This is a genomic window from Marinobacter salsuginis (genome assembly GCF_009617755.1).
In the GTDB taxonomy this organism is placed as follows: domain Bacteria; phylum Pseudomonadota; class Gammaproteobacteria; order Pseudomonadales; family Oleiphilaceae; genus Marinobacter; species Marinobacter salsuginis.
The window spans coordinates 33,798-53,924 of sequence record NZ_BGZH01000002.1 but is presented as its reverse complement, the minus strand read 5'-3'; the positions used below and the strand labels follow the sequence as shown (position 1 = coordinate 53,924).

The following is a 20,127-nucleotide window of genomic DNA, read 5'->3' as shown; positions in this document are numbered from 1 at the left end:
ATTATTCCAGGTACAATTCCCTCCCAGGTCCCCAGCGGCTTTGCAAAGGACCATCAGAAAGAGCTTTCAGGCGCACAAAATACCGCCTTCCGGGAATAAGACGCAAGGCTGCGGTGGTGTCAGACAGCGTTGCTTCCTTGATGATGTTGTTGAAACCGGGCTCTTCCGACAGCTGTAGGCGATAGTCAGTGGCTGTGTCCACCTTCTCCCAGAAGACCCTGACCTGGCTGTCGATGTAGTTCACACTGATGATTCGCACTGGGGGCAGGCTGCCATTGACCACAAGCTCTCGCGGCTCGGTGGTAGCGACGGAGTTGCCGCCTGCCTCGGTAACCACCCGCCAGTAGTATTTGCCGGGCCCCAGCGGGCGTGAAGGCAGCGCTGCAGTTTCCGGCGCCCATTCGCTGGTGGCGATAACGTTCCGGAAATCCCGGTCCTCGGCAACTTCCACTCGAGCCACTTCATTGTCGCCGTTCAACTGCCAGCGAAACTCGGGCATATCATCGTTTACCGTGTCTCCATCGGCGGGAGACAAAAGGCTGGCGGTTCTTGCCTGAAGATCGACCTCCACCGGAATTACACGAGGCATGCCGGCGGTTCCGCGAGCATCGAGGGCCGCCAGGTGCACTTCATAGCTGCCGTTATCCAGCCGGCCGATATCAAAGCTGCTGCCAGTGAGTTTGCGGCTTTCCACCCAGCGGCCGGTGTCACTTTCGAAAATATCCACGCGATGCATGGGGGCACGGCTTTCCTGCCAGGTCATCGTAGCCGGCAGTTGGGTCAATTTTGGTGGAAGTGGGTCAAGGGCAGGCGCTGGTGGCAGGCGTCGAATGCTGAGGCCATCATTGCCCGCGGTGGACAGGCTGGCACCGAAGCCCGCAGGAATGCGGCGGGTCTTGCCGGGTGCTCCGAAGTCAACATTTCCCTCGGTTACCTGCAGGCGAGTACCCTCTGCGGATGTCTGAAGTGCAAATGCGGTCCCGCGCACAGCGGCGACGGCGGATGGCGTTTCAATCTCGAATCGGGCGCCGCCCTCCATCACTGGTTTTACGCGGGTGTGGATCTCGCCCCTGTCCAGTCGCAGCCGGGTATCCACCATGCCGGCTTTGCCATATTGGGTCAGGCGATTGAAGATCAGCCGTGAATTCGGAGAAATCCGGACTTCCGAGCCGTCTGCCAGTTCAATAGTGGCGGTTCCGGACGCTGATAGAATTTCGTCACCGACGCGGATCAGGGCATCTTCACTGAGCGGCGTTTTTCGACCCGAGTTTCCGGAAATCAGTTGTACAGTTCCGGTGACCGAGGTTGCCCGTGCAGGTTGTGGTTGGCGTTTCAACCAGGCAAGAGGAATGCGAACACTGTCGCCGGCACCGAGCGTGGCACCGTTTTCAATCTTGTTGTACTGCAAAAGGCGACTTGCTGGAAAGTTCGGCGCTAAAAGATCGCTGGCCACTTCCGAAAAACTCTCGCCAGGCCGTAACGTGTAGATCCACTCAGGCACTGTGTTGGCGGGAGATGCGTCGGAATGGCCGGCAGAACCGCGAGTCACCGACAGCTCCGCAGCCGTGGGAGCGGCGCAAGCGAGCAGAGCGAGTATCAGCAGCAGTACGGGCAATCGCGGAGCCGGGCTTTCAGTCATTGGCGGCCCTGGCGGGTTCTTGATCATCAAACGCCTGATCCTGTGCCTTCATGGCCTCCAGGCGGTAACCGCGCTGGTAAATCGTCTTGATGCGGAAACCATTTTCGGGATTGAGCCCCAGGCGACGGCGAAGGCGGCTCATGTGTGTATCCACAGTGCGGGTATTGATGTCCCTGGCCAGCCCCCAGACACGCTCGAGCAGCATTTCCCGGGTCAGCAGACGCCCCTGGTTCTGGAACAGGAACAGGGTCAGGTCGAAATCCTTGTCGGTCAGCGTGAGCTCTTCACCATGAAGCGCAATGACTCGCTGCTGCGTATTGATTTCGAACGGGCCGTAGCGAAGCACCTCCTTCTCGCTGTCAGGATTGGACCGTCTCGCCAGGGCGTTGATGCGCGCGACCAGTTCCGCAGCCCGGGCGGGTTTTGCCAGGTAATCGTCGGCGCCGGCATCGAGGGCGCGAACGATGTCTGCCTCGCTGTCCCGTTGGGTGAGGAAAACCACGGGAATTGGCCAGTTGAGCTGGGCCCGGACGCTCTCCAGAACGTCGATGCCAGTCATATCCGGAATCTGCCAATCCAGAATAAGCAGGTCGTAGCTACGATGCAGAACTGCGCTCAGGAAATTTTGGCCGGTAGGGAAGCTATCGCAGTGATGCCCGCGCTCAGACAGAATTGACAGGATGTGCTGTGCCTGTTCGGTTTCATCTTCAAGCAAAGCAATACGCATTAAGCCTCTCCCGGAGTGTTGCTCTCTTGCCTGTTATGGAGCAGAGCGCTTGACGGACTACTCTGCTATATCAACCAATTATCACAAAATGTGGATCTGCCTTCAGTATCGTTATGTAGACTTGCGTAAACGGACTGCAGGCTTTCCGTTGTCGTCGTCCAGTGTTTGTCGGCAGCCCGGGAAATTACTGCAGCCCCAGAACCAGCCTTTTTTGCCCTTTCGCCGCACCAGGGGCGAGAAACAATGGGGGCAGGGAATGGGTTTTTGGCCAGTACCATCCTGGGGTGCGGCTTCTTCCAGTGGTCGGGTACCCCGGCAATCGGGGTAGCGGGTGCAGGCATAGAATCGGCCGAACTTGCCGTCCCGCTCCGTCATTGGGGCACGGCATTTAGGGCAATGGGGCCGGGCCTCGGCTGATTCTGTCCCGGCATGCTCGCAGTCCTGGGCGGGCTGGCCCTGGGGTTTGTCCAGAAAGGCGCGTATTTCATCTTTCAGGGTTTCCAGGAACTGCCTCGGGTCACCCTCTCCGCGGCGAATGCTTTCCAGATTGGCTTCCCATACTGCTGTGCGATCCGGTTTGCTGACCGATTTGGGCAGGGCGCCGATCAATGCTTTGGCTTTGTCGGTAGCCCGGATGTGTCGACTGTCACGGTATAGGTAATCCCGCTTGAAGAGGGTTTCGATGATGGAAGCCCGGGTTGCCTCGGTGCCCAGGCCATCGGTTTCCCGCAGGGTTTTTCTGAGTTCGGTAGCGGTGACAAACCGGGCAATGTTGGTCATCGCCGATAGCAGGGTCGCATCGGTAAAATGCTGCGGCGGCTGGGTCTTCCGTTCAGTGAGGCTGCTATCTTCACAGAATACCGGCTCGCCTTTTTCCAGCCTCGGCAGGGGCGTCTTGTCCGGCTCGTTGCGCCCTTCCCGGAGTTTCAGTTCCAGCGCTTTCCAGCCGGGCTCCAGGATGGCGGTTTCCGTGGCGCGGAATTCGTGCTCTGACACTCGAACCGTCAGTTTGCCTTCCCGGTGCACGGCATCAGGCGCGAATTGCATCAGGTAATGCCGGCTGATCAGGCCGTAGATTTTTTCTTCTGCTGCAGTGAGTTTGCCGTTGGGCGTGGGGCGGCTGGTTGGAATAATGGCATGGTGGGCGTCGACCTGTTTATCGTTCCACGCAGCCGTCCGGCGATCGAGATCTGCGCCGCTACAGGCCTCCTGAAGATCGGGTGCGACCCGGGCAATGGCCCTTACCACCTGTTCCCGCTGGCCGTAATGGCCCTCCGGTAGATACCGGCAATCAGATCGAGGGTAGGTGATGAGCTGGTGGCGCTCGTACAGGTTCTGGGCGGTATCCAGGACCTCTTTGGCGCCCATCCGGAACAGTCGGCCTGCTTCGATTTGCAGGGCCGATAGGGAAAACGGCAAAGGTGGCGCTTCGGACCGATCCCGAAAGCGGGATTCGGTGATTGTGCCGGGGCGGCTTCGGACACTGTCGGCAATCTGTTCAGCAATTTCCCGATTCAGCAGGCGATTTTCTTCATCCAGATAATTCTGGAACTGTTCGTTGGGCAACCAACGGGCGGTGAAGCTTCGCTGGTCGGCTTCCTCTTCCTGAGCCTTGAATCGGGCTTCAATCCGGTAATAGGGCTTAGGCTGGAAGTTTTCGATGGTGTTGTCACGCTCAACCACAAGGCCAAGTACCGGGGTTTGGACCCGGCCAACGGAATAGACGCCTTGCTCCCCTTGTTGCTGGTAACTGAGCGTGTAGAAGCGGGTCAGGTTGATACCATACAACCAGTCTGCCCGTTGCCGGGCGAGCGCTGAATGGGACAGTCGACGGAAATCGCGGTTGTCTTTGGGGCTCTGTATAGCGCGAGATACGGCCGCTGGGGTCAGATCGTTGATTAGAATGCGCTGCACCGGTGCTCTGGTGCCGAAATAGCGGATAACCTCGTCTACCAGCAGTTGGCCCTCACGGTCCGGGTCGCCGGCATGAATAATGATCTGGGCCTGTCTAATCAGGGATTCCAAAACCTTGAGTTGCTGGCGCACGCTGTCCTTGGGCATGACTTCCCATTTGTCGGGAAACATGGGCAGGTCTTCCTGGCGCCATTTTTTCCACGCCGGGTTGTAGCGCGCCGGTTCTGCCGGTTCCAGGAGGTGGCCAATGCACCAGCTTACCGTGGCAGCATTTTCGCCGTTGCCACAACGTATCCAGCCCTGGCCTTTCTGGTGAGGGCCGGGGAGGGCGGCGGCGATGGCGCGGCCCAGGCTTGGTTTTTCGGCGATGTAGAGGTGCATGGGGTTTGGGTGTTTTGGAATCGGGATGGGAATGTGGCGCTTTGGCTCTGTAGTGTCAAGGCTCTCGGGTGTGTGCTGTATGTGTAGTAGACTGGTTGGTGTAGGGGAGGCGGCTGTGGCGATGGCTTTCCCAAAAGACGCCGTGAACCCATCCCTGGGGGCTTGGCGTTGCCATCCATGGCAACGCACACTTTTGGGAAAGCCATCGCCACACCCGCTTCTGACAACGTGCCATTCGCCTCTCCAGTTCCAATGCGGAGGCAGGAGTATTGAAACATGAAGATCCAGAACGCAATTGAAACCAAGCTGAACGAGGCCTTCGAGGCCCGTGTGCTTCAGGTGGAGAACGAGAGCCACAAGCACAGTGTGCCGCCGAATTCTGAAACCCATTTCAAGGTGACCCTGGTTTCGCCGGAGTTTGAGGGGCAGATGAAGGTGCGGCGGCATCAGGCGATTTACAAGGTGCTCGCCGAAGAGTTGGCGGGTCCGGTTCATGCGTTGGCGTTGCATCTATACTCACCGGAAGAGTGGGAGGCGACCGGTCACACTGCGCCGGAGTCTCCGAATTGTATGGGTGGGTCCAAGAAGGATCCGGTGATGGCGGCGCGGACCGCTCAGGGAGAGGGTTCATGAGTCAGTTTTTCCAGATTCATCCGGAGACGCCGCAGAAGCGTCTGATCAATCAGGCGGTGGATATTCTGCGTCGTGGCGGGGTGATTGTGTATCCCACGGATTCCGCCTATGCCATCGGCTGCCACCTGGGCGATAAGCAGGCAGCGGATCGGATCAAGCGGATTCGCAGGCTGGACGACAAGCATAACTTCACCCTGGTATGCCGGGATCTGTCGGACATCGGGGTGTACGCGAAGGTGGATAATACCCAGTACCGGTTGCTGAAGAATTTCACGCCCGGCCCCTACACGTTCATTCTGGATGCCACCAGTGAAGTGCCCCGGCGGCTGCTGCATCCGAAACGCCGCTCGGTGGGCGTAAGGGTGCCGGATAATGCGATTGTTCAGGAGCTGCTGGGTGAACTTGGTGAGCCAATCATGAGCAGCACCCTGATCCTGCCCGGAGAAACCGATCCGATGACAGACCCCTATGACATCCGGGAAACCCTGGAGCATGAGCTGGATCTGATTATCGACGGTGGTTTTTGCGGTATGGAAGCGACTACGGTGGTGGACTTTACTGGCGAGGCTCCGGTGGTTACCCGAGTTGGCAAGGGAGATCCAGCGCCGTTTGAGGTCTGATCTCCCTTCTAGATTATGCCCGGGCGTTCAAATTAAAGGCGTACGCCCGGCTATTTCCCGCAGCTTCCATTTGCTCAGCACTCACCGAGCGCCGCATGGTGTCGTAACGGTGTACCAGATCCTGCAGGCCATTGAACTGCTGGTTCTCGCTGATCAATGTGTCCAGTAACGGGTTGTTCACGCCGTAGGCCTGGTTCAACTTGAGCGCATTATCCATGAAATGCAGGGTCGGCTCGGTGACGCTCAGGCGATTGAACGCTTCCTTGAAGTTCTTGTTCACGTTCAGGTCTTTTTCAATCTGGGCACGGGTGTTGTCCGCAATTTTCCCCTCTACCGTAACGCTGCCGTTTTCGTTTTTGCTCACGTTCAAAGCAGTTGCGGGGTGTAAATTGTATTCGGCAAGTTTGTGCCGCAGTGTCTCGCGAATGAAGGCAAGATCCTGCCCCACCGTTTGCTTGTAGTCTGCCATTGCCAGCCGCCGCGCTTTCAGGCGTGAGAGATCAGTCTCGCTGCTGTCAGAGGGCGTGAAACGGTCATCGCCAGATGTCGGTTCGGCTTCTACAGCTTTGGGCTGGGCCTTGCCAGTCGCGGCTTCCGGAGCTGTTGAGGGCGTCTGGCGCTTTTCCATGGCCTGCTGGAACTGGGTGCTTGCCCGGATCAGAGAGGTCAGTAGGGACATGGATGGGATTCCTCCTTCGGTGAACCGTAATGCGGTTTCCGAACAGTCTGCGTTGGACATAACGGATACTCGTTATCTAGCTCTGCAGCTTTCAGGCCAACTCCATCAAGTCCCTGCCTGAGGGCTCCCCTCTCTTGTTATGCAAATGACCTTTCCCGGATCTGATCTGGGTCAGGAAATAATTGACGCATATCTATAAAGTTTGGCGACAGTTAGTTGTCGCCATAAAACGTCAAAACAACTCTCAGGCCGCGCGGCCTTGGTGTCGGATTATCATGAAAAAACATTACTCCATCCGCTTCCTGCTACTTGCGGCCCTGGCGGCTGCCTTCTCGCTGATTCTCGTGTTTACCGTGCTCTACAGCGCCGACTCCCAGCGTGATCATCTCGAAGAGTTCAGCCACAAATATGTGGATGGGCTGGCGAAATCTTACTTCGATGGGCTGAACACCATGATGGTCACCGGCACCATCGGTAATCGGGATGTGCTACGGCAAAAGGTGATGGCATCCGAAGATGTGCTGGATGTGCGCGTGATTCGCAGTGATCATTTGAACCGCACCTTCGGGGCTGGCAATGCATCGGAGCAGATAAGAGAGCCTCTGGATGAGAAAGCGCTGGCAGGCGAGAGGGTGGAAGCCTATTCCAGCAATAAGGAGGGCCGCGTCTACACGCTGATTGAGCCGGTGATCGCTATGGAAAACTACCAGGGCGTGAACTGCCTGGGCTGTCACCGGGCCAAGGAGGGTGATGTTCTCGGCGCCATTCGGGTGGATTATTCCCTGGCTGATAGCGATGCCCGGTTGCAGCAACAGCTCCTGACCAGTGGCGGCATCCAGGTGGCCATTTTTGCTGCAGTGTTTTTCATGACCGCAGCCGCCTTGACCCGACTGGTTTTTTCCCGCCTGCGGCGACTCCACGACCGTATGGATGAGATTTCCAGCAACTCGGATCTGACGATTGAGCTTGAGGTTACCCGCAACGACGAAATCGGTTCCGTTTCCCGCGCCTTCAACCGGATGATGGCGAAGATACGGGAGAGCATGAATACGGTAATGGACAATGCCGAACAGGTTGAGCAGGCGGCCAGAAGCATTGCTGGTAAGGCGGACACCACTGAGCGGGAAGTGCTCGCCCAACGCGACAACACCGATCAGGTGGCCAGCGCCACGACAGAGATGGCTGCGTCGGCGGTTCAGGTCCGGGAAAACGCCATCCACACGACTCGCAAATCCGCAGATACGGCGGAATCCGCGAGCAAGGGGGAAAGCCTTGCCCGCAATGCAGTTGAGGGAATTGAAGCACTGAACAGCGAGGTCCAGAGCGGCGCGCAGCGCATTGAGCAACTGGATCAGCGGACAAGCCAGATGTCAGATATGCTGGAGGTGATTTCCAATATCGCCGACCAAACCAACCTGCTGGCGCTCAATGCCGCCATCGAGGCAGCGCGGGCCGGCGAGCAGGGGCGAGGTTTTTCGGTGGTGGCCGATGAGGTGCGGGCTCTGGCCTCGAGAACCCAGGATTCAACGGAGGAAATCCGAAACACCATCAATGGACTCAAGGGCGAGGTCGTCGATTGTGTGGCCACCATGCGCCATGCCTCGGAAATGGCAGAGCAGCAGGTTTCAGCGATTCTGACCGTGGAGTCGGAGTTACAGACGATTGCCGCTGCCGTGCGCGAGATCACCGATCTCAACGAGGAAATGGAGAGTGCCGCCAACGAGCAGAGCGATGTCTCCGAATCCATTAATCACAACGTGATTGAGATAAGCCGCTCAGCGGAGCAAACCTCCGGCGATGCCAAGGAAACGGCGAGGATCGCCGGTGACCTGCTGGCCATGGCGGAGAATCTGAGGAAGACCATCGAACAGTTCCGGCTGAATCAGGAGGGCCGTAAATAAAAAAGCGGCCTGGGGCTGACGAAAGGCTCAGCCCCGATGGTCGGAGACGAAGGGGTTGGTGGCTCGCTCCTGACCGAATGTGGACATCGGACCGTGTCCTGGAATGAACGCGACCTCATCTCCGAGCGGGAACAGCTGTTCCTTGATTGAGCGGATCAGTGTTGCGTGGTCCCCCTTGGGAAAATCCGTGCGCCCGATGGAGCCATGGAACAGCACGTCACCGACCAGCGCCAGGCCGGAGCCCCTGTGGTAGAAAACCACATGGCCAGGCGTGTGGCCCGGGCAATGAAGCACCTCCAGAGTCTGATCGCCCACAGTCACCTTCTCCCCATCTTCAAGCCAGCGATCCGGGGTGAATACTTCCGGTGCCGGAAACCCGAACATCTGTGCCTGCTGGGGCAGGCCGACAATCCAGAAATTGTCTTCCTTCTGTGGCCCTTCAACGGGAATTCCCAGCGTTTTCGACAGCTCTGCGGTTCCGCCGGCATGGTCAATGTGGGCATGTGTAAGCAGAATCTTTTCGACCGTTACACCTTCCTCGTCCACGGCGGCGCGGATCTTCTCAAGATCGCCGCCTGGGTCCACCACGGCTGCCTTGCGTGTCTTCTCGCACCAGATCAATGAGCAGTTCTGCTGGAAAGGTGTAACCGGGATGATTCTGTACTTCAGTAACATAGGTTTTCTCTAAAACAGGGGGGATAGCTTCTTCGAATAGCTTACCACGCCAGCCAGATAACGTGGCGGGCACCCTTGCCCGGCCGCAGAGCCCTCACTGTGACCGCTTCAACAGAAAATCCGGCCCGGCGTAGCCTCTCGGTGAAGGCATGCTCCTGGCCGGCTGACCAGTAGGCGAGTATGCCGTCAGGACGCAGGGCTTTCTGGGCGGCCGCAATGCCTTCCGGTGAATAGATCCAGTCGTTTTCTTTGCGGGTCAGTCCTTCCGGACCGTTGTCGACATCGAGAAGGATGGCGTCCCACTCGCTGTTTGAATTTCTCAGTAATTCCGCCACATCACCGATCTGTACCCGGGCTCTCGGATCATTCAGCGGGTTGCCAGCTGCGGAGCCTAGCGGGCCACGATTCCAGGCTTCTACTTCGGGAACCAGCTCGGCAACCGTTACCTGCGCATCTTCTCCAAGGGCGGACAATGCTGCGGCCAGCGTGAACCCCATGCCCAGGCCGCCAATCAGCACTCGCGGAGTGGGTTGATCGGCAATGCGTTCGCACGCCAGGGTGGCGAGGGCATCCTCCGAGCCGTGGATGCGGCTGTTCATCAATTCGCCTGTGGTGCCAGCGATCTTGATAGAGAATTCTTCATTACGCTGCAACAGACGCAATTGCGTCCCTTTGCCTGGGATGGTCGCAGTGCCGATTTCGGTGAAGCGTGCCATTTGCGGTACCGGGGTGAAATATTGGCGGGCAGTGTAACCCGCTTCATATCCGGTGAATACAATGGGCTGGGTTCGAAGTCGGAAACAAGCCTTTCGTCTGGCTTGTCTTTACCTCTATATTTGAAAAATTAGCAAATGAAAGTCTCTGAGAAGGGCATCACGCATGGAGTTTTCCAGTCACTTCAAAGGCCTCGAACAGGACATCAAGGACCTCGTCATAGCAAGCTTCACTGACTCGGAAGGCTCTGACGAAGGAGAGCTTATCGGTGAACTCGTCCGTAACGTTCTCAGCGATACAGCACCTGATGACATCCAGGTTTTTCTTGCCAGAGCAGGGGATGAGCTGGTTGGGGCGGCTGTTTTCACCCGGCTGACTTATCCAGATGATCACAGAGTGGTCTTTTTGCTATCGCCGATGGTGGTGGCCACCCGGTGGCAAGGCAAGGCTGTCGGTCAGCGCCTATTGACCCATGCCCTGGATTCACTCCGTGAAGGGGGCGTTGATGTGGCGATCACCTACGGTGATCCGGCGTTTTACGGCAAGGTCGGATTCAAACCCCTCTCCCAATCAATCGCCCGGCCACCTCTGCCATTGAGTCAGCCCGAGGGTTGGATCGGGCAGTCGCTCACAAAAGAGCCCTTGGCGGCACTGAGCGGGACATCATTTTGCGTGGCAGCGTTGAACGATCCGTCTTTTTGGTAGTGAGCTATTCGGTTTTTGATTCAGCAGGACGGGATGGCAGGTTCTGAGTCAGGTGAGGTGGTACCCCCGGCAGGACTCGAACCTGCTACCTTCCCCTTAGGAGGGGGACGCTCTATCCAGATGAGCTACGGGGGCATTATCGCGAGAAGGGCGCTATGATAGCGGGCTAAGCCAAGAGGCTCAAGGTGCGACCCGGTTTCGGTGATTGTCACGGAGTTTGTTTTGCCAGACCCTTTCTCGTTAAGTGTGATTGTTCCTGTATGGATGGAGGCGGCGGGTGTTACGGAAACCCTGCGTGCCCTGCAAACGATTCGTACACGGGGGCATGAGGTGGTTGTCGTTGATGGTGGTAGCACCGATCCAACCGTTGAGCTGGCCCGGCCGCTTTGCGACAGGGTGGTTGTCGCAGAGAAGGGACGGGCGCTTCAGATGAACGCCGGGGGAGCGGCGGCAACAGGCGATCTTCTGTTGTTTTTGCACGCGGATACGCGCCTGCCGGACAACACTCTTGAGCACCTCGCACGTTTCGTCCAGACGCGCCGGGCCTGGGGACGGTTCGATGTGCGGTTGAGCGGTGAGCGACCGCTGTTCCGGGTTATTGCCTGGTTCATGAATCAGCGCTCCCGCCTGACCGGCATCTGCACCGGCGATCAGGCCATGTTTGTACGACGGGATACTTTTGAGGTGCTGGGCGGCTTTCAGCCTATGCCGCTGATGGAAGATGTGGAGTTTTCACGTCGTCTTTGCCTGGTGTCCCGTCCCTTCTGTATAAACGAACCTGTTGTTACCGATAGCCGCCGTTGGCAGAAAAATGGTGCCTGGCGAACGATTCTTCTTATGTGGCAACTGCGCTGGCGTTACTGGCGTGGTGAATCGCCAGAGTCTCTGGCCCAAATCTATCGATCGGATGTGCGCAATGCCCCAAAGTAACTTTCCGTCGGCGGTCTTTCTGCAGTTTGCCAAATGGCCGGAGGCTGGCCGGGTAAAAACCCGTTTGATGCCGGAGTTAGGCGCTGTGGGCGCACTTGATGCCCACATCCGACTTACGCTGGCGGTGCTGGATAACCTGTGTGCGACCGGCTACCCGGTGGAGTTCTGGTGGGACCGACCGGCTGATGATCGGCCCGGCGAGGCCGAATCGATTGTTGAAGAACTGGAAGGTGCAGGTCTGCATCAGGGCGTCCAGCAGGGCAGGACGCTCGGAGAGCGGATGCACCGCGCACTCAGTCAGTCACTTGGGGATTACGAACGGGCCCTCATTGTTGGCAGTGATTGCCCGTCGGTGGACCCGGATTATGCCCGCAAGGCGGTTGCCTGTTTGGCGGATTATGACGTTGTGCTCGGCCCGTCAGACGATGGCGGCTATGTGCTGATTGGGGCCTCCAGAGTGGCGGAGGGAATGCTCGACGACATTGCCTGGGGGACGCCCGAAGTTCTGACTCAAACCTGTGATCGACTGGAAGAGTCGGGGCTCAGCTATTGTTTGCTCGAGCCCCGCTGGGATGTTGACGAGCCCGAGGACTGGGCTCGTTTTCTGCGTACCTGCTAATGTTTTCAGCTGGCGGGTACCGGTGGCAGTTCCGTTAGCCTGCCCAAAGCCCGACTCGCCTCAAGGCCGTCTCCGCCAGTCACAACCTGCAGGCTCTGGTCTCGCTCCAGAACCGACTTCCGGAACGTTTCAAGCAGTGCCGCTTTACTCACGCCTCGCACCGCGTCGGCCAGTTGCTCACGGGAATCAAAGCTTTCCATGTCTCGATCAATCTCGCGCCAGTAGCGGCTGGAGATCTCGCTAAGTTGCCGGTCTTTCTCCAGCAGTTTGCTGATGACGGCCTGCTTTTCGCGTTCCAGACGCTCCGCTGTCAATGCTGACAAGGTCTCCTCGAAGCTGTTGGAAAACTCCTGAACGGCATGGTCGATCTCTGCGCGCGTTGCCGACGGCGATTGCACTACAAACCCGAGGGCAGGCGTCTCCAGCATTTCGAAAGGCGTCGCGTATACGATATAGCCCAACTGGCGGTTGGTTCTTATTTCCTCATAGAACGGGCTGCTGATGATCTGGGCCAGCAGACGGAATCGGGCCCGTTCCTCGAAGCTGGTGTTGTCGCCCTGCATGTAGAGTGTATAGCCGGTGTCCGGGTGGTCTACCTCAATGGAAACCATCGTTTCAGTGTCTGGCAACTGACGTACCTGACTGCGGTCTACCTCGGTCAATTCACTGTTGCCCAGAACAATCGCGTCGATCTGCCGCGCCAGGTTCAGGGCCGAGGCTTCCGTGAGATTTCCATGGGCCAGCATGACCGGGTCCACCTGTGAGAGCAGGGCCTCCGAGAAGGAGTTCAGTTCATCGAAGCTCACTTCCCGGGCAGCCTTGAGCTTGGCGTCAGTCGGCCAGGCACCTTCGATAAGGGACGTCTGTACGAACTCCGAGGTCTGTTCCACCGGGCGGTCCTTGGCCTTGTTCTGAAGGCCGTCAATCAGCTGTTGCCGGGCGATTTCAAAACGCTGCTCCGTTAGCTCTGGTGTAGCCACCTGGACCAGTATCCGGTTCATCAGGGTATGGAGTTTATCGTTGTAACCGCCGACACGAACCGTGATACCCCTCAGGTGAGGGTAAACACTGTAATCCAGGCCCGCGAGGCTGGCGGAGTAAGCCCAGGCATTCAGATTGGTATTGATGGTGTCTACCAGCAGCTGGGTCAGAACGTAGCTGCGGGCCGAAGCCCGGGTGGCTGGCGTTCGAAGACCCACGAACACATTGGCTTTCGGGGTATCAAACCGGGTGTCCCGGGCAAACCAGACATCCATTCCTTCAAGTGCGCCGAGTCTTGTCGGCTGGTCCATCGTGCTTCCCGATACCATCGCCAGATCTTCCGGCACGAAGGGGTTTTCAGGGGGTAAACGCAGCTGGGCCGAGAGCTCAGGGAGGCTCCGAGCCGTGAGCATTTCCGGGTTCAGGGCTTCCCGGGTCCAGGCGGCGTTGTACCAGTCGGTGCGATTCGGATTCTCCAGTTCAGGTTCCGGTGCCAGAACGAAGGCAAGCAGGTTTTCCGGTGTCAGTCTGTCCAGAATGTCGCGATACTGCTCCGGTGCAAAGCGCTCAACCAGCCAGGGAGCCCGCAGTACGTCTTGCGGCGGATAGTCCTGCAGGTAGCGAGAGAGACGCATTGCCTCATGCAGGGGGTTACCCTGCTCGCGGAACCGGAAGTCTATTCGTGCCAGGTTCTGCATCTCGAGGAAGCGCTGCTCGCTGATTCCTTTCTGGCGAACCTTTTCAATGTACTCGAACACCAACGGCAAAATGTCCTCATGGCGAGCTAGCCCCTCGGGTGTCAGGGAGGTGCTGATCTCGAGGGTGGCGTTTTCACCGGTATCCATGCCCAGACCTGCGGAGAGGCTCTCGGCCAGACCGGCCTTTTTAAGCACATCGAAAAGACTGCCTGGGCCCTCATGGCCAAGCAGGTTGGCCACGTAGCTGACGGGTTTGGTGCGGTAGTTTTCTTCCTGGGATGGAATCGGGAAGGTAAGCGACAGGCTGCGAACATCCTTGAGTGCTTCTGCTGTTACCTTGGCCGGGAGGTCCTCCGCCCGGTAAAGGCTGGCCACATGGCGTTTGGTTTCGAGGTTTCGGTTTTCGATGGCATCGAACCGGCCTCGCACCATGGATTCCAGTTCGTCCAGGGTTTGCGGCCCGTAAACCGCCAGGCTCATGATGTTTGAGGAGTAATGCTGCTTCCAGAACTCGATCAGGTCAGGCCGGAGCGGGTTGTCTTCGGTGTTCTCCAGGGTGCTGAGGTTGCCTACCGCAAACTGGCTGAAGGCGTGGTCGGGATTACTGGCGGCTTTTTTTACGGAATAGAATCGGCGCCCATCGTCTTTCTGTTTGGCGCTGAATTCCGAGTGCACGGCGTTGCGTTCACGGTCCACCAGTTCGGCGGTAAACAGGGGTGCGGAGAACTGCTGCGCGAATCGGTCCAGGGCCGGTTCCAGAAATTCGGCCTGAACATCGAAGAAATAATTCGTATCCTGGAATGCAGTGAAGGCATTGTGCTGGCCGCCATGGCTCTTGATGAACTGCTGGTATTCGCCTGGATCCGGATATTTCTCGGTTCCAAGGAACAGCATGTGCTCCAGGAAGTGGGAGAGTCCTTCCCGATCCGCCGGATCGTCCCCGCTACCGACGGCAACGTTCATCGAGGCAGCCGCTTTGTCGGCATCCTGATCCGAAACCAGAATCACCTTCAGGGCATTATCCAGTTCGATGAACCGGTACTGGTTATCGTCATTGGGGCTCTTCTCCGGAATCTGGGCTGCAAAAGCAAGGGTGCTGAACAGCACAAGTGTCAGCAGGGAAAACAGGCGTGATATCGGGTTCTGCATTGAGTTCTTCCTGACGGTGCGTGTGTTCATAGGTTCTCTGTGATTCGGAGAAGAGTTTCGTGTATCAGTGCATCGGCGCGCTGCGTGTGCTCTCTGGTTGCTGGTCCAATGTTTTACGAGCGAGATCCGCGGCTTTCTCACCGTCCAGCTGGCCAGAGGCGATACGCTCCAGAACCGTGGCCATGATGGCGACGGACTGTCGGTAATCGGCAAACTCGGCCTGGAAGGCTTGATCAATGGCCTCGTAGACCGCCTGGATTTTCTCCTCGCGGGAACCTGCGTTTTCGGCGGTGTCGTTTATGGCCCTCAAACAGGCTCGGGCAATGGAAATGTATCGTTCTGCGTTGGGATTGTCTTTTTGCATGATTGGTGGTTCCGAAGATCGGTTTTCCTGTGAAAAGAAGAGATGCCAGAAGGCGCGATAAGTTCCCGATTATGTCATTGCTGGCGGGCGCTTTCATTGCTTTGCGGTAATCCGGAAATTGGGCATGCATGGGCCAATTCCTGTGCTAGTCTCATAAGCATTGTGTCGGCGAACCGGACAGGCCCGTTGAGCGTGCGGGAGAAAATTTTTAGAGTAATAGCTCTATGCAAAACAAAGGCTTACAGAGTAAAAACTCTAAAAAAGTTCGATACATGAAGGTTGCAATTAAGTACAATGCCGGCGTTTCCGGAAAACTCTAAGACTTTAGTCGTATGAGTGCCGGCATGGATAGACAACAACAGAGCAACAGGCAGGGTGGAAGATCGATGAATTATTTCCTGACGGGTGGCACCGGATTTATTGGCCGTTTCCTCGTGGAGAAGCTTCTGGCACGTGGGGGTACTGTCCACGTTCTGGTGCGTGAACAATCCCAGGACAAGTTGGACAAATTGCGCGAGCGGTGGGGTGCGGATGAAACCCAGGTGAAGGCTGTCATAGGCGACCTGACCAGCAAAAATCTGGGTATTGACGCCAAGACACTGAAAGCCCTGAAAGGGAAAATCGACCACTTCTTTCACCTCGCCGCCGTGTACGACATGGGGGCAGACGAAGAAGCTCAGCAGGCGACCAACATCGAGGGCACTCGGGCTTCGGTGAGTGCTGCCGAGGCAATGGGCGCCAAACACTTCCATCACGTGTCTTCCATCGCGGCTGCCGGTCTGTTCAAGGGGATTTTCCGCGAAGACATGTTCGAGGAAGCCGAGAAGCTGGACCATCCTTACCTGCGCACCAAGCACGAATCTGAAAAGGTGGTTCGGGAGGAATGTAAGGTTCCCTTCCGCATTTACCGCCCGGGCATGGTAATTGGTCATTCTTCCACCGGCGAAATGGACAAGGTGGATGGCCCCTACTACTTCTTCAAGATGATTCAGAAAATTCGCCATGCGCTACCCCAGTGGGTGCCGACCATTGGTGTCGAAGGCGGGCGTCTGAACATTGTGCCGGTGGATTTCGTAGTTAACGCCATGGACCACATTGCCCACCTTGAGGGTGAAGACGGCAAGTGCTTCCACCTGGTGGACAGTGATCCGTACAAGGTTGGCGAAATCCTCAATATCTTTAGTGAGGCGGGGCACGCACCCAAGATGGGGATGCGGATTGATTCCAGAATGTTCGGCTTTATTCCGCCGTTCATTCGCCAGAGTCTGAAGAATCTTCCGCCCGTGAAGCGGCTGACCTCGGCAATCCTCGACGACATGGGCATTCCGCCCTCCGTGATGTCATTCATCAATTACCCGACCCGGTTCGACGCCCGTGAAACCGAGCGCGTTTTGAAAGGCACCGGTATTGAAGTGCCCCGGCTGCCGGACTACGCGCCGGTGATCTGGGACTACTGGGAGCGCAATCTGGACCCGGACCTGTTCAAGGACCGCACGCTCAAGGGCACGGTTGAAGGTCGCGTGTGCGTAGTGACAGGTGCAACGTCCGGTATCGGTCTGGCCACGGCGCAAAAACTGGCAGACGCTGGCGCCATCCTGGTGATCGGCGCCCGGAAACTGGAGCGTCTGAAGGAAGTGACCGCGGAGCTGGAGTCTCGCGGAGCGAGCGTGCACGCCTATCCGTGCGATTTCTCCGACATGGACGCGTGCGATGAGTTTGTGAAGACCGTTCTGGATAACCACGGCCACGTGGATGTGCTGGTCAACAATGCCGGGCGTTCCATTCGCCGGTCACTGGACCTGTCGTTCGATCGATTCCACGATTTCGAGCGCACCATGCAGCTGAACTACTTCGGTTCCGTGCGCCTGATCATGGGCTTTGCGCCGAAGATGCTGGAGAACCGCCGAGGGCACGTAGTGAACATCTCGTCTATCGGGGTGTTGACCAACGCGCCCCGATTCTCGGCCTACGTGGCGTCCAAGTCTGCCCTGGATGCATTCAGCCGTTGCGCTGCTGCGGAGTGGTCAGATCGCAACGTGACCTTCACCACCATCAACATGCCGTTGGTGAAGACCCCGATGATTGCGCCGACCAAGATCTACGATTCTGTGCCTACCCTTACGCCGGACGAGGCCGCAGGCATGGTCGCTGACGCGATTGTTTATCGACCGAAACGCATCGCGACTCGTCTCGGGATTTTTGCCCAGGTGCTGCATGCCCTGGCACCCAAGATGGGCGAGATTGTCATGAACACCGGTTACCGGATGTTCCCGGATTCACCTGCCGCCGCCGGCAGTCGATCCGGCGAGAAGCCGAAGGTGTCCACAGAGCAGGTGGCTTTCGCCGCCATCATGCGGGGCATCTACTGGTAACGTGGTAGCGCCTGAATCGAGTGGGAGGGGAGTTACTTCCCCTCCCATTTCAATTGGTTAAATAAGATTCGCCTCTTTTTTGAGTTGTTCTGGGCTAAAGAAAACCTGCCGATAGCCGATGGTTAACATAAGAACAATATAAAAGAAGGGCTATTGATGACTCTCAAGAAACGTCTTTTGCTGACCTTGCTGCTGGTTGGCCTGCTTCCCGTCATTGCCATCTCGTTTTTTAACGCCGAAATTGCCCGACAGAGCCTGACGGAACAGGCGTTGCAACAACTCTCTATTGCGGCTACCAACAAGCAGCATAGTGTTGAAGATTATCTCAGCACTATTGCCCGGCAGCTGAAAGCCATGGCCAATAATCGCGGGACCCGAACGGCGGCCCAGGGGTTTGGTTTGGCATTTCAGAATTACGAAAAACTGGTACAAGAGGAGCAGTCGACCTTACGAGAAAACGTCGAGGCTTATTATCAGCAGAATTTCTTGCCACCCTTACAGCAAAATGGTGGTGCTAAGGGACGTTCAGCCTCGGATTTCGTTGCATCCCTCAGCAAAAACAGCCTGGCTCTGCAGATGGGTTACATCGTGGACAACCCGAATCCTGTGGGGCAGAAAGACGAATTGGTATCGGCCGACGTCCATATCGCGCAGTTTTATAACACCCTTCACAAACAGTGGCACACCTCGTTCAAGGAGTTTCAGGAGGCGTTCGGCTACTACGATATTTATCTCATTGATGCCGATACAGGCCATGTTATCTATTCCGTAGCCAAAGAGGTTGATTTTGCTACCTCCCTGAAAGACGGTCCCTACGCGGATTCCGGCCTTGCGGCAGCTTATCGTCAGGCGCTGTCTGACGGACAGGATACTGCTCCGACTTTTGTTGATTTTACTCGGTATGTACCGTCCTACGGTGCGCCCGCCGGATTTGTGGCAACCCCCATATATTCCGAAAAGGATGAGCGGCTGGCCGTGCTGGCCTTCCAGTTCCCCATCGACAGCCTGAACAACATCATGATGGAGCGAGATGGCATGGGCGAAACCGGGGATGCCTATCTGGTGGGCCCGGATAACCTGATGCGGTCAGACTCATACCTGGATCCGGAAAACCGCAGCGTTGTCGCTTCCTTTGCCGACCCGGAGAATGGGCGCATAAGTTCGACATCGGTGGATGAAGCTCTGGCTGGGAATTCCGGTGAAGGCGTGGTTACGTCCTACCGGGGCGAACCAGTGTTTTCCGCCCACAGGCCAGTTGCTGTAGGCGGGTTGAACTGGGCGCTGGTGGCGGAGATCAGCGAAGACGAGGCCTTGGCGCCCGTGCGTGAAATGTGGACGCTGGCCGCGATAGCCATTGCTATTGTGATCCTGGCTGTAGTGGCCGTGGCGGTCTGGACCGCAGTGCGGATCATGAAACCCCTCGGCAGAGACCCGGCCGAATTGCAGGCACTGGCGGAGCAGGTGGCTGCGGGTAATCTGGTCATCGATTCGTCCGAAAGTGACAGGGCAACGGGTGTTTACGGCTCCATGCTCAAAATGGTGTCGGACCTGAAAGAAGTGATCTTCAGGGTCGAGGAGGCTTCCCAGCGCCAGGCCAGTGCATCTGAACAATTGTCGGGTACTTCCTCACATACTCTGGAGAGTGTGAATCAGCAGGCAGAGCAGACTGAGCAGGTGGCGTCGGCCATTGAGGAAATGTCCTCCGCCATCAACGAAGTGTCCCAGAACACCGCGGAATCGGCAGCCAGCGCCAAGCGCACTCATGAGGCGGTCAGCCGCAGCGCAGCCGAGGTGGAATCCTCCGCTGAGGACACCCGTGCTATGGCCAGGGAACTGGAGGAAGCTGAGGCCGGCATAGAGGACTTGCGAAAGAATATGGAATCCATCACCAGGGTTCTGGATTCGATAAAGTCCATCGCCGACCAGACCAATTTGTTGGCTCTGAATGCCGCTATTGAAGCGGCCCGGGCCGGTGAACAGGGCCGGGGCTTCGCGGTGGTTGCGGATGAGGTGCGCAGCCTGGCCCAGAATAGCCAGAAGGCGACCGAGGAGATCAGTAGTTCCATCGAAACTCTGGTGAATTCGTCGGAGCGTGCTTCACAGGTGGTTACCCGCTGCAGCGTCCAGGCCAGCGGTATTTCCGAGCGGGCAGGAGCCGTTGTATTGCAACTTCGCGAGGCAGTGGACGAGGTTACCCGGATGTCCGGTATGGCGGAGCAGATTGCGACTGCATCCGAAGAGCAATCAGCCACAGCCGAAGAAGTAACGCGCAACGTATCTACAATTGCAGAAAAGTCCGTTGAGACCAAACAGGCCATGGCCCAGATATCAGAAGCCAGTGGTGACCTGGCCGAGTTGTCTCATCAACTGAAAGATTCGCTGTCCCGGTTTAAAGTCAGCTGAGTACCAGAAGGCGTTAAAATCTT

The 20,127-nt window shown here is 57.3% G+C and carries 16 protein-coding genes and 1 tRNA gene; 8 read left to right on the top strand and 9 right to left on the bottom strand.

The window, feature by feature from the left end:
* Window position 1 precedes the first annotated feature (1 nt).
* From GJU83_RS11525 to GJU83_RS11515, 3 genes are all read right to left on the bottom strand, one after another.
* Complete coding sequence (locus tag GJU83_RS11525; RefSeq protein WP_069184942.1) at window positions 2-1,639, bottom strand: FecR family protein; 1,638 nt, start codon at window positions 1,637-1,639, stop codon at window positions 2-4.
* The gene (locus tag GJU83_RS11520) at window positions 1,632-2,366 is read right to left on the bottom strand and encodes a response regulator transcription factor (protein WP_153634449.1); all 735 of its coding nucleotides are present in this window, start codon (window positions 2,364-2,366) and stop codon (window positions 1,632-1,634) included. Before GJU83_RS11520 ends, GJU83_RS11525 begins: the two co-directional genes overlap by 8 nt.
* Window positions 2,367-2,477: 111 nt before the next feature.
* Window positions 2,478-4,661, bottom strand: coding sequence for a DNA topoisomerase III (locus tag GJU83_RS11515; RefSeq protein ID WP_153634448.1), 2,184 nt, complete (start codon window positions 4,659-4,661; stop codon window positions 2,478-2,480).
* A 276-nt stretch (window positions 4,662-4,937) separates the two neighbouring features.
* On the opposite strand from GJU83_RS11515, the gene GJU83_RS11510 reads away from it, so the two are divergent.
* Both GJU83_RS11510 and GJU83_RS11505 read left to right on the top strand, forming a co-directional pair.
* Window positions 4,938-5,294, top strand: a complete 357-nt coding sequence (locus GJU83_RS11510) for a BolA family protein (RefSeq protein ID WP_069184875.1) — start codon at window positions 4,938-4,940, stop codon at window positions 5,292-5,294.
* The gene (locus GJU83_RS11505) at window positions 5,291-5,914 is read left to right on the top strand and encodes an L-threonylcarbamoyladenylate synthase (protein ID WP_069184874.1); all 624 of its coding nucleotides are present in this window, start codon (window positions 5,291-5,293) and stop codon (window positions 5,912-5,914) included. Before GJU83_RS11510 ends, GJU83_RS11505 begins: the two co-directional genes overlap by 4 nt.
* A 13-nt stretch (window positions 5,915-5,927) precedes the next feature.
* Here the strand turns inward: GJU83_RS11505 and GJU83_RS11500 are convergent, their stop codons facing one another.
* The gene (locus tag GJU83_RS11500; protein WP_069184873.1) at window positions 5,928-6,593 is read right to left on the bottom strand and encodes a hypothetical protein; all 666 of its coding nucleotides are present in this window, start codon (window positions 6,591-6,593) and stop codon (window positions 5,928-5,930) included.
* Window positions 6,594-6,868: 275 nt separating this feature from the next.
* Between GJU83_RS11500 and GJU83_RS11495 the strand changes: the two genes are divergently transcribed.
* The gene (locus tag GJU83_RS11495) at window positions 6,869-8,494 is read left to right on the top strand and encodes a methyl-accepting chemotaxis protein (protein ID WP_069184872.1); all 1,626 of its coding nucleotides are present in this window, start codon (window positions 6,869-6,871) and stop codon (window positions 8,492-8,494) included.
* A gap of 27 nt (window positions 8,495-8,521) precedes the next feature.
* Here GJU83_RS11495 and GJU83_RS11490 read toward each other — a convergent pair whose 3' ends face one another.
* Window positions 8,522-9,169, bottom strand: coding sequence for an MBL fold metallo-hydrolase (locus GJU83_RS11490; protein ID WP_069184871.1), 648 nt, complete (start codon window positions 9,167-9,169; stop codon window positions 8,522-8,524).
* Window positions 9,170-9,210: 41 nt separating this feature from the next.
* On the bottom strand, window positions 9,211-9,885 hold the full coding sequence (locus GJU83_RS11485; protein ID WP_069184870.1) for a spermidine synthase: 675 nt from the start codon (window positions 9,883-9,885) through the stop codon (window positions 9,211-9,213).
* A 163-nt stretch (window positions 9,886-10,048) separates the two neighbouring features.
* Here GJU83_RS11485 and GJU83_RS11480 point away from each other — a divergent pair, with 163 nt between their 5' ends.
* Entirely contained in the window at window positions 10,049-10,588 is a 540-nt protein-coding gene (locus GJU83_RS11480; RefSeq protein WP_069184869.1) for a GNAT family N-acetyltransferase, read from the top strand.
* A 58-nt stretch (window positions 10,589-10,646) separates the two neighbouring features.
* On the opposite strand, the gene GJU83_RS11475 is transcribed toward GJU83_RS11480, so the two are convergent.
* Window positions 10,647-10,723 (bottom strand) — tRNA-Arg (locus GJU83_RS11475).
* Window positions 10,724-10,810: 87 nt separating this feature from the next.
* On the opposite strand from GJU83_RS11475, the gene GJU83_RS11470 reads away from it, so the two are divergent.
* Complete coding sequence (locus tag GJU83_RS11470) at window positions 10,811-11,518, top strand: TIGR04283 family arsenosugar biosynthesis glycosyltransferase (protein WP_083231871.1); 708 nt, start codon at window positions 10,811-10,813, stop codon at window positions 11,516-11,518.
* Entirely contained in the window at window positions 11,505-12,137 is a 633-nt protein-coding gene (locus GJU83_RS11465; protein WP_069184868.1) for a TIGR04282 family arsenosugar biosynthesis glycosyltransferase, read from the top strand. Before GJU83_RS11470 ends, GJU83_RS11465 begins: the two co-directional genes overlap by 14 nt.
* 5 nt (window positions 12,138-12,142) lie before the next feature.
* Here GJU83_RS11465 and GJU83_RS11460 read toward each other — a convergent pair whose 3' ends face one another.
* Both GJU83_RS11460 and GJU83_RS11455 read right to left on the bottom strand, forming a co-directional pair.
* Entirely contained in the window at window positions 12,143-14,965 is a 2,823-nt protein-coding gene (locus GJU83_RS11460) for an insulinase family protein (RefSeq protein ID WP_069184867.1), read from the bottom strand.
* A 64-nt stretch (window positions 14,966-15,029) separates the two neighbouring features.
* On the bottom strand, window positions 15,030-15,329 hold the full coding sequence (locus tag GJU83_RS11455) for a hypothetical protein (RefSeq protein ID WP_069184866.1): 300 nt from the start codon (window positions 15,327-15,329) through the stop codon (window positions 15,030-15,032).
* Between the two features lie 386 nt (window positions 15,330-15,715).
* Between GJU83_RS11455 and GJU83_RS11450 the strand changes: the two genes are divergently transcribed.
* Window positions 15,716-17,701 carry an SDR family oxidoreductase gene (locus GJU83_RS11450; protein ID WP_069184865.1) on the top strand — a complete coding sequence of 662 codons (1,986 nt, stop codon included), beginning with the start codon at window positions 15,716-15,718 and terminating at the stop codon, window positions 17,699-17,701.
* Window positions 17,702-17,857: 156 nt separating this feature from the next.
* Window positions 17,858-20,104, top strand: a complete 2,247-nt coding sequence (locus GJU83_RS11445) for a methyl-accepting chemotaxis protein (protein ID WP_069184864.1) — start codon at window positions 17,858-17,860, stop codon at window positions 20,102-20,104.
* The last annotated feature ends 23 nt before the right edge of the window (window positions 20,105-20,127 follow it).

What these genes read in the sequence shown, in the direction of transcription:
- GJU83_RS11465 (WP_069184868.1), top strand. Translation starts at nt 11,505, where the DNA reads ATGCCCCAAAGTAACTTTCCGTCGGCGGTCTTTCTGCAGTTTGCCAAA.
- GJU83_RS11445 (WP_069184864.1), top strand. Translation starts at nt 17,858, where the DNA reads ATGACTCTCAAGAAACGTCTTTTGCTGACCTTGCTGCTGGTTGGCCTG.
- GJU83_RS11490 (WP_069184871.1), bottom strand. Translation starts at nt 9,169, where the DNA reads ATGTTACTGAAGTACAGAATCATCCCGGTTACACCTTTCCAGCAGAAC.
- GJU83_RS11480 (WP_069184869.1), top strand. Translation starts at nt 10,049, where the DNA reads ATGGAGTTTTCCAGTCACTTCAAAGGCCTCGAACAGGACATCAAGGAC.
- GJU83_RS11455 (WP_069184866.1), bottom strand. Translation starts at nt 15,329, where the DNA reads ATGCAAAAAGACAATCCCAACGCAGAACGATACATTTCCATTGCCCGA.
- GJU83_RS11520 (WP_153634449.1), bottom strand. Translation starts at nt 2,366, where the DNA reads ATGCGTATTGCTTTGCTTGAAGATGAAACCGAACAGGCACAGCACATC.
- GJU83_RS11505 (WP_069184874.1), top strand. Translation starts at nt 5,291, where the DNA reads ATGAGTCAGTTTTTCCAGATTCATCCGGAGACGCCGCAGAAGCGTCTG.
- GJU83_RS11515 (WP_153634448.1), bottom strand. Translation starts at nt 4,661, where the DNA reads ATGCACCTCTACATCGCCGAAAAACCAAGCCTGGGCCGCGCCATCGCC.
- GJU83_RS11485 (WP_069184870.1), bottom strand. Translation starts at nt 9,885, where the DNA reads ATGGCACGCTTCACCGAAATCGGCACTGCGACCATCCCAGGCAAAGGG.
- GJU83_RS11450 (WP_069184865.1), top strand. Translation starts at nt 15,716, where the DNA reads ATGAATTATTTCCTGACGGGTGGCACCGGATTTATTGGCCGTTTCCTC.
- GJU83_RS11460 (WP_069184867.1), bottom strand. Translation starts at nt 14,965, where the DNA reads ATGCAGAACCCGATATCACGCCTGTTTTCCCTGCTGACACTTGTGCTG.
- GJU83_RS11525 (WP_069184942.1), bottom strand. Translation starts at nt 1,639, where the DNA reads ATGACTGAAAGCCCGGCTCCGCGATTGCCCGTACTGCTGCTGATACTC.
- GJU83_RS11495 (WP_069184872.1), top strand. Translation starts at nt 6,869, where the DNA reads ATGAAAAAACATTACTCCATCCGCTTCCTGCTACTTGCGGCCCTGGCG.
- GJU83_RS11500 (WP_069184873.1), bottom strand. Translation starts at nt 6,593, where the DNA reads ATGTCCCTACTGACCTCTCTGATCCGGGCAAGCACCCAGTTCCAGCAG.
- GJU83_RS11510 (WP_069184875.1), top strand. Translation starts at nt 4,938, where the DNA reads ATGAAGATCCAGAACGCAATTGAAACCAAGCTGAACGAGGCCTTCGAG.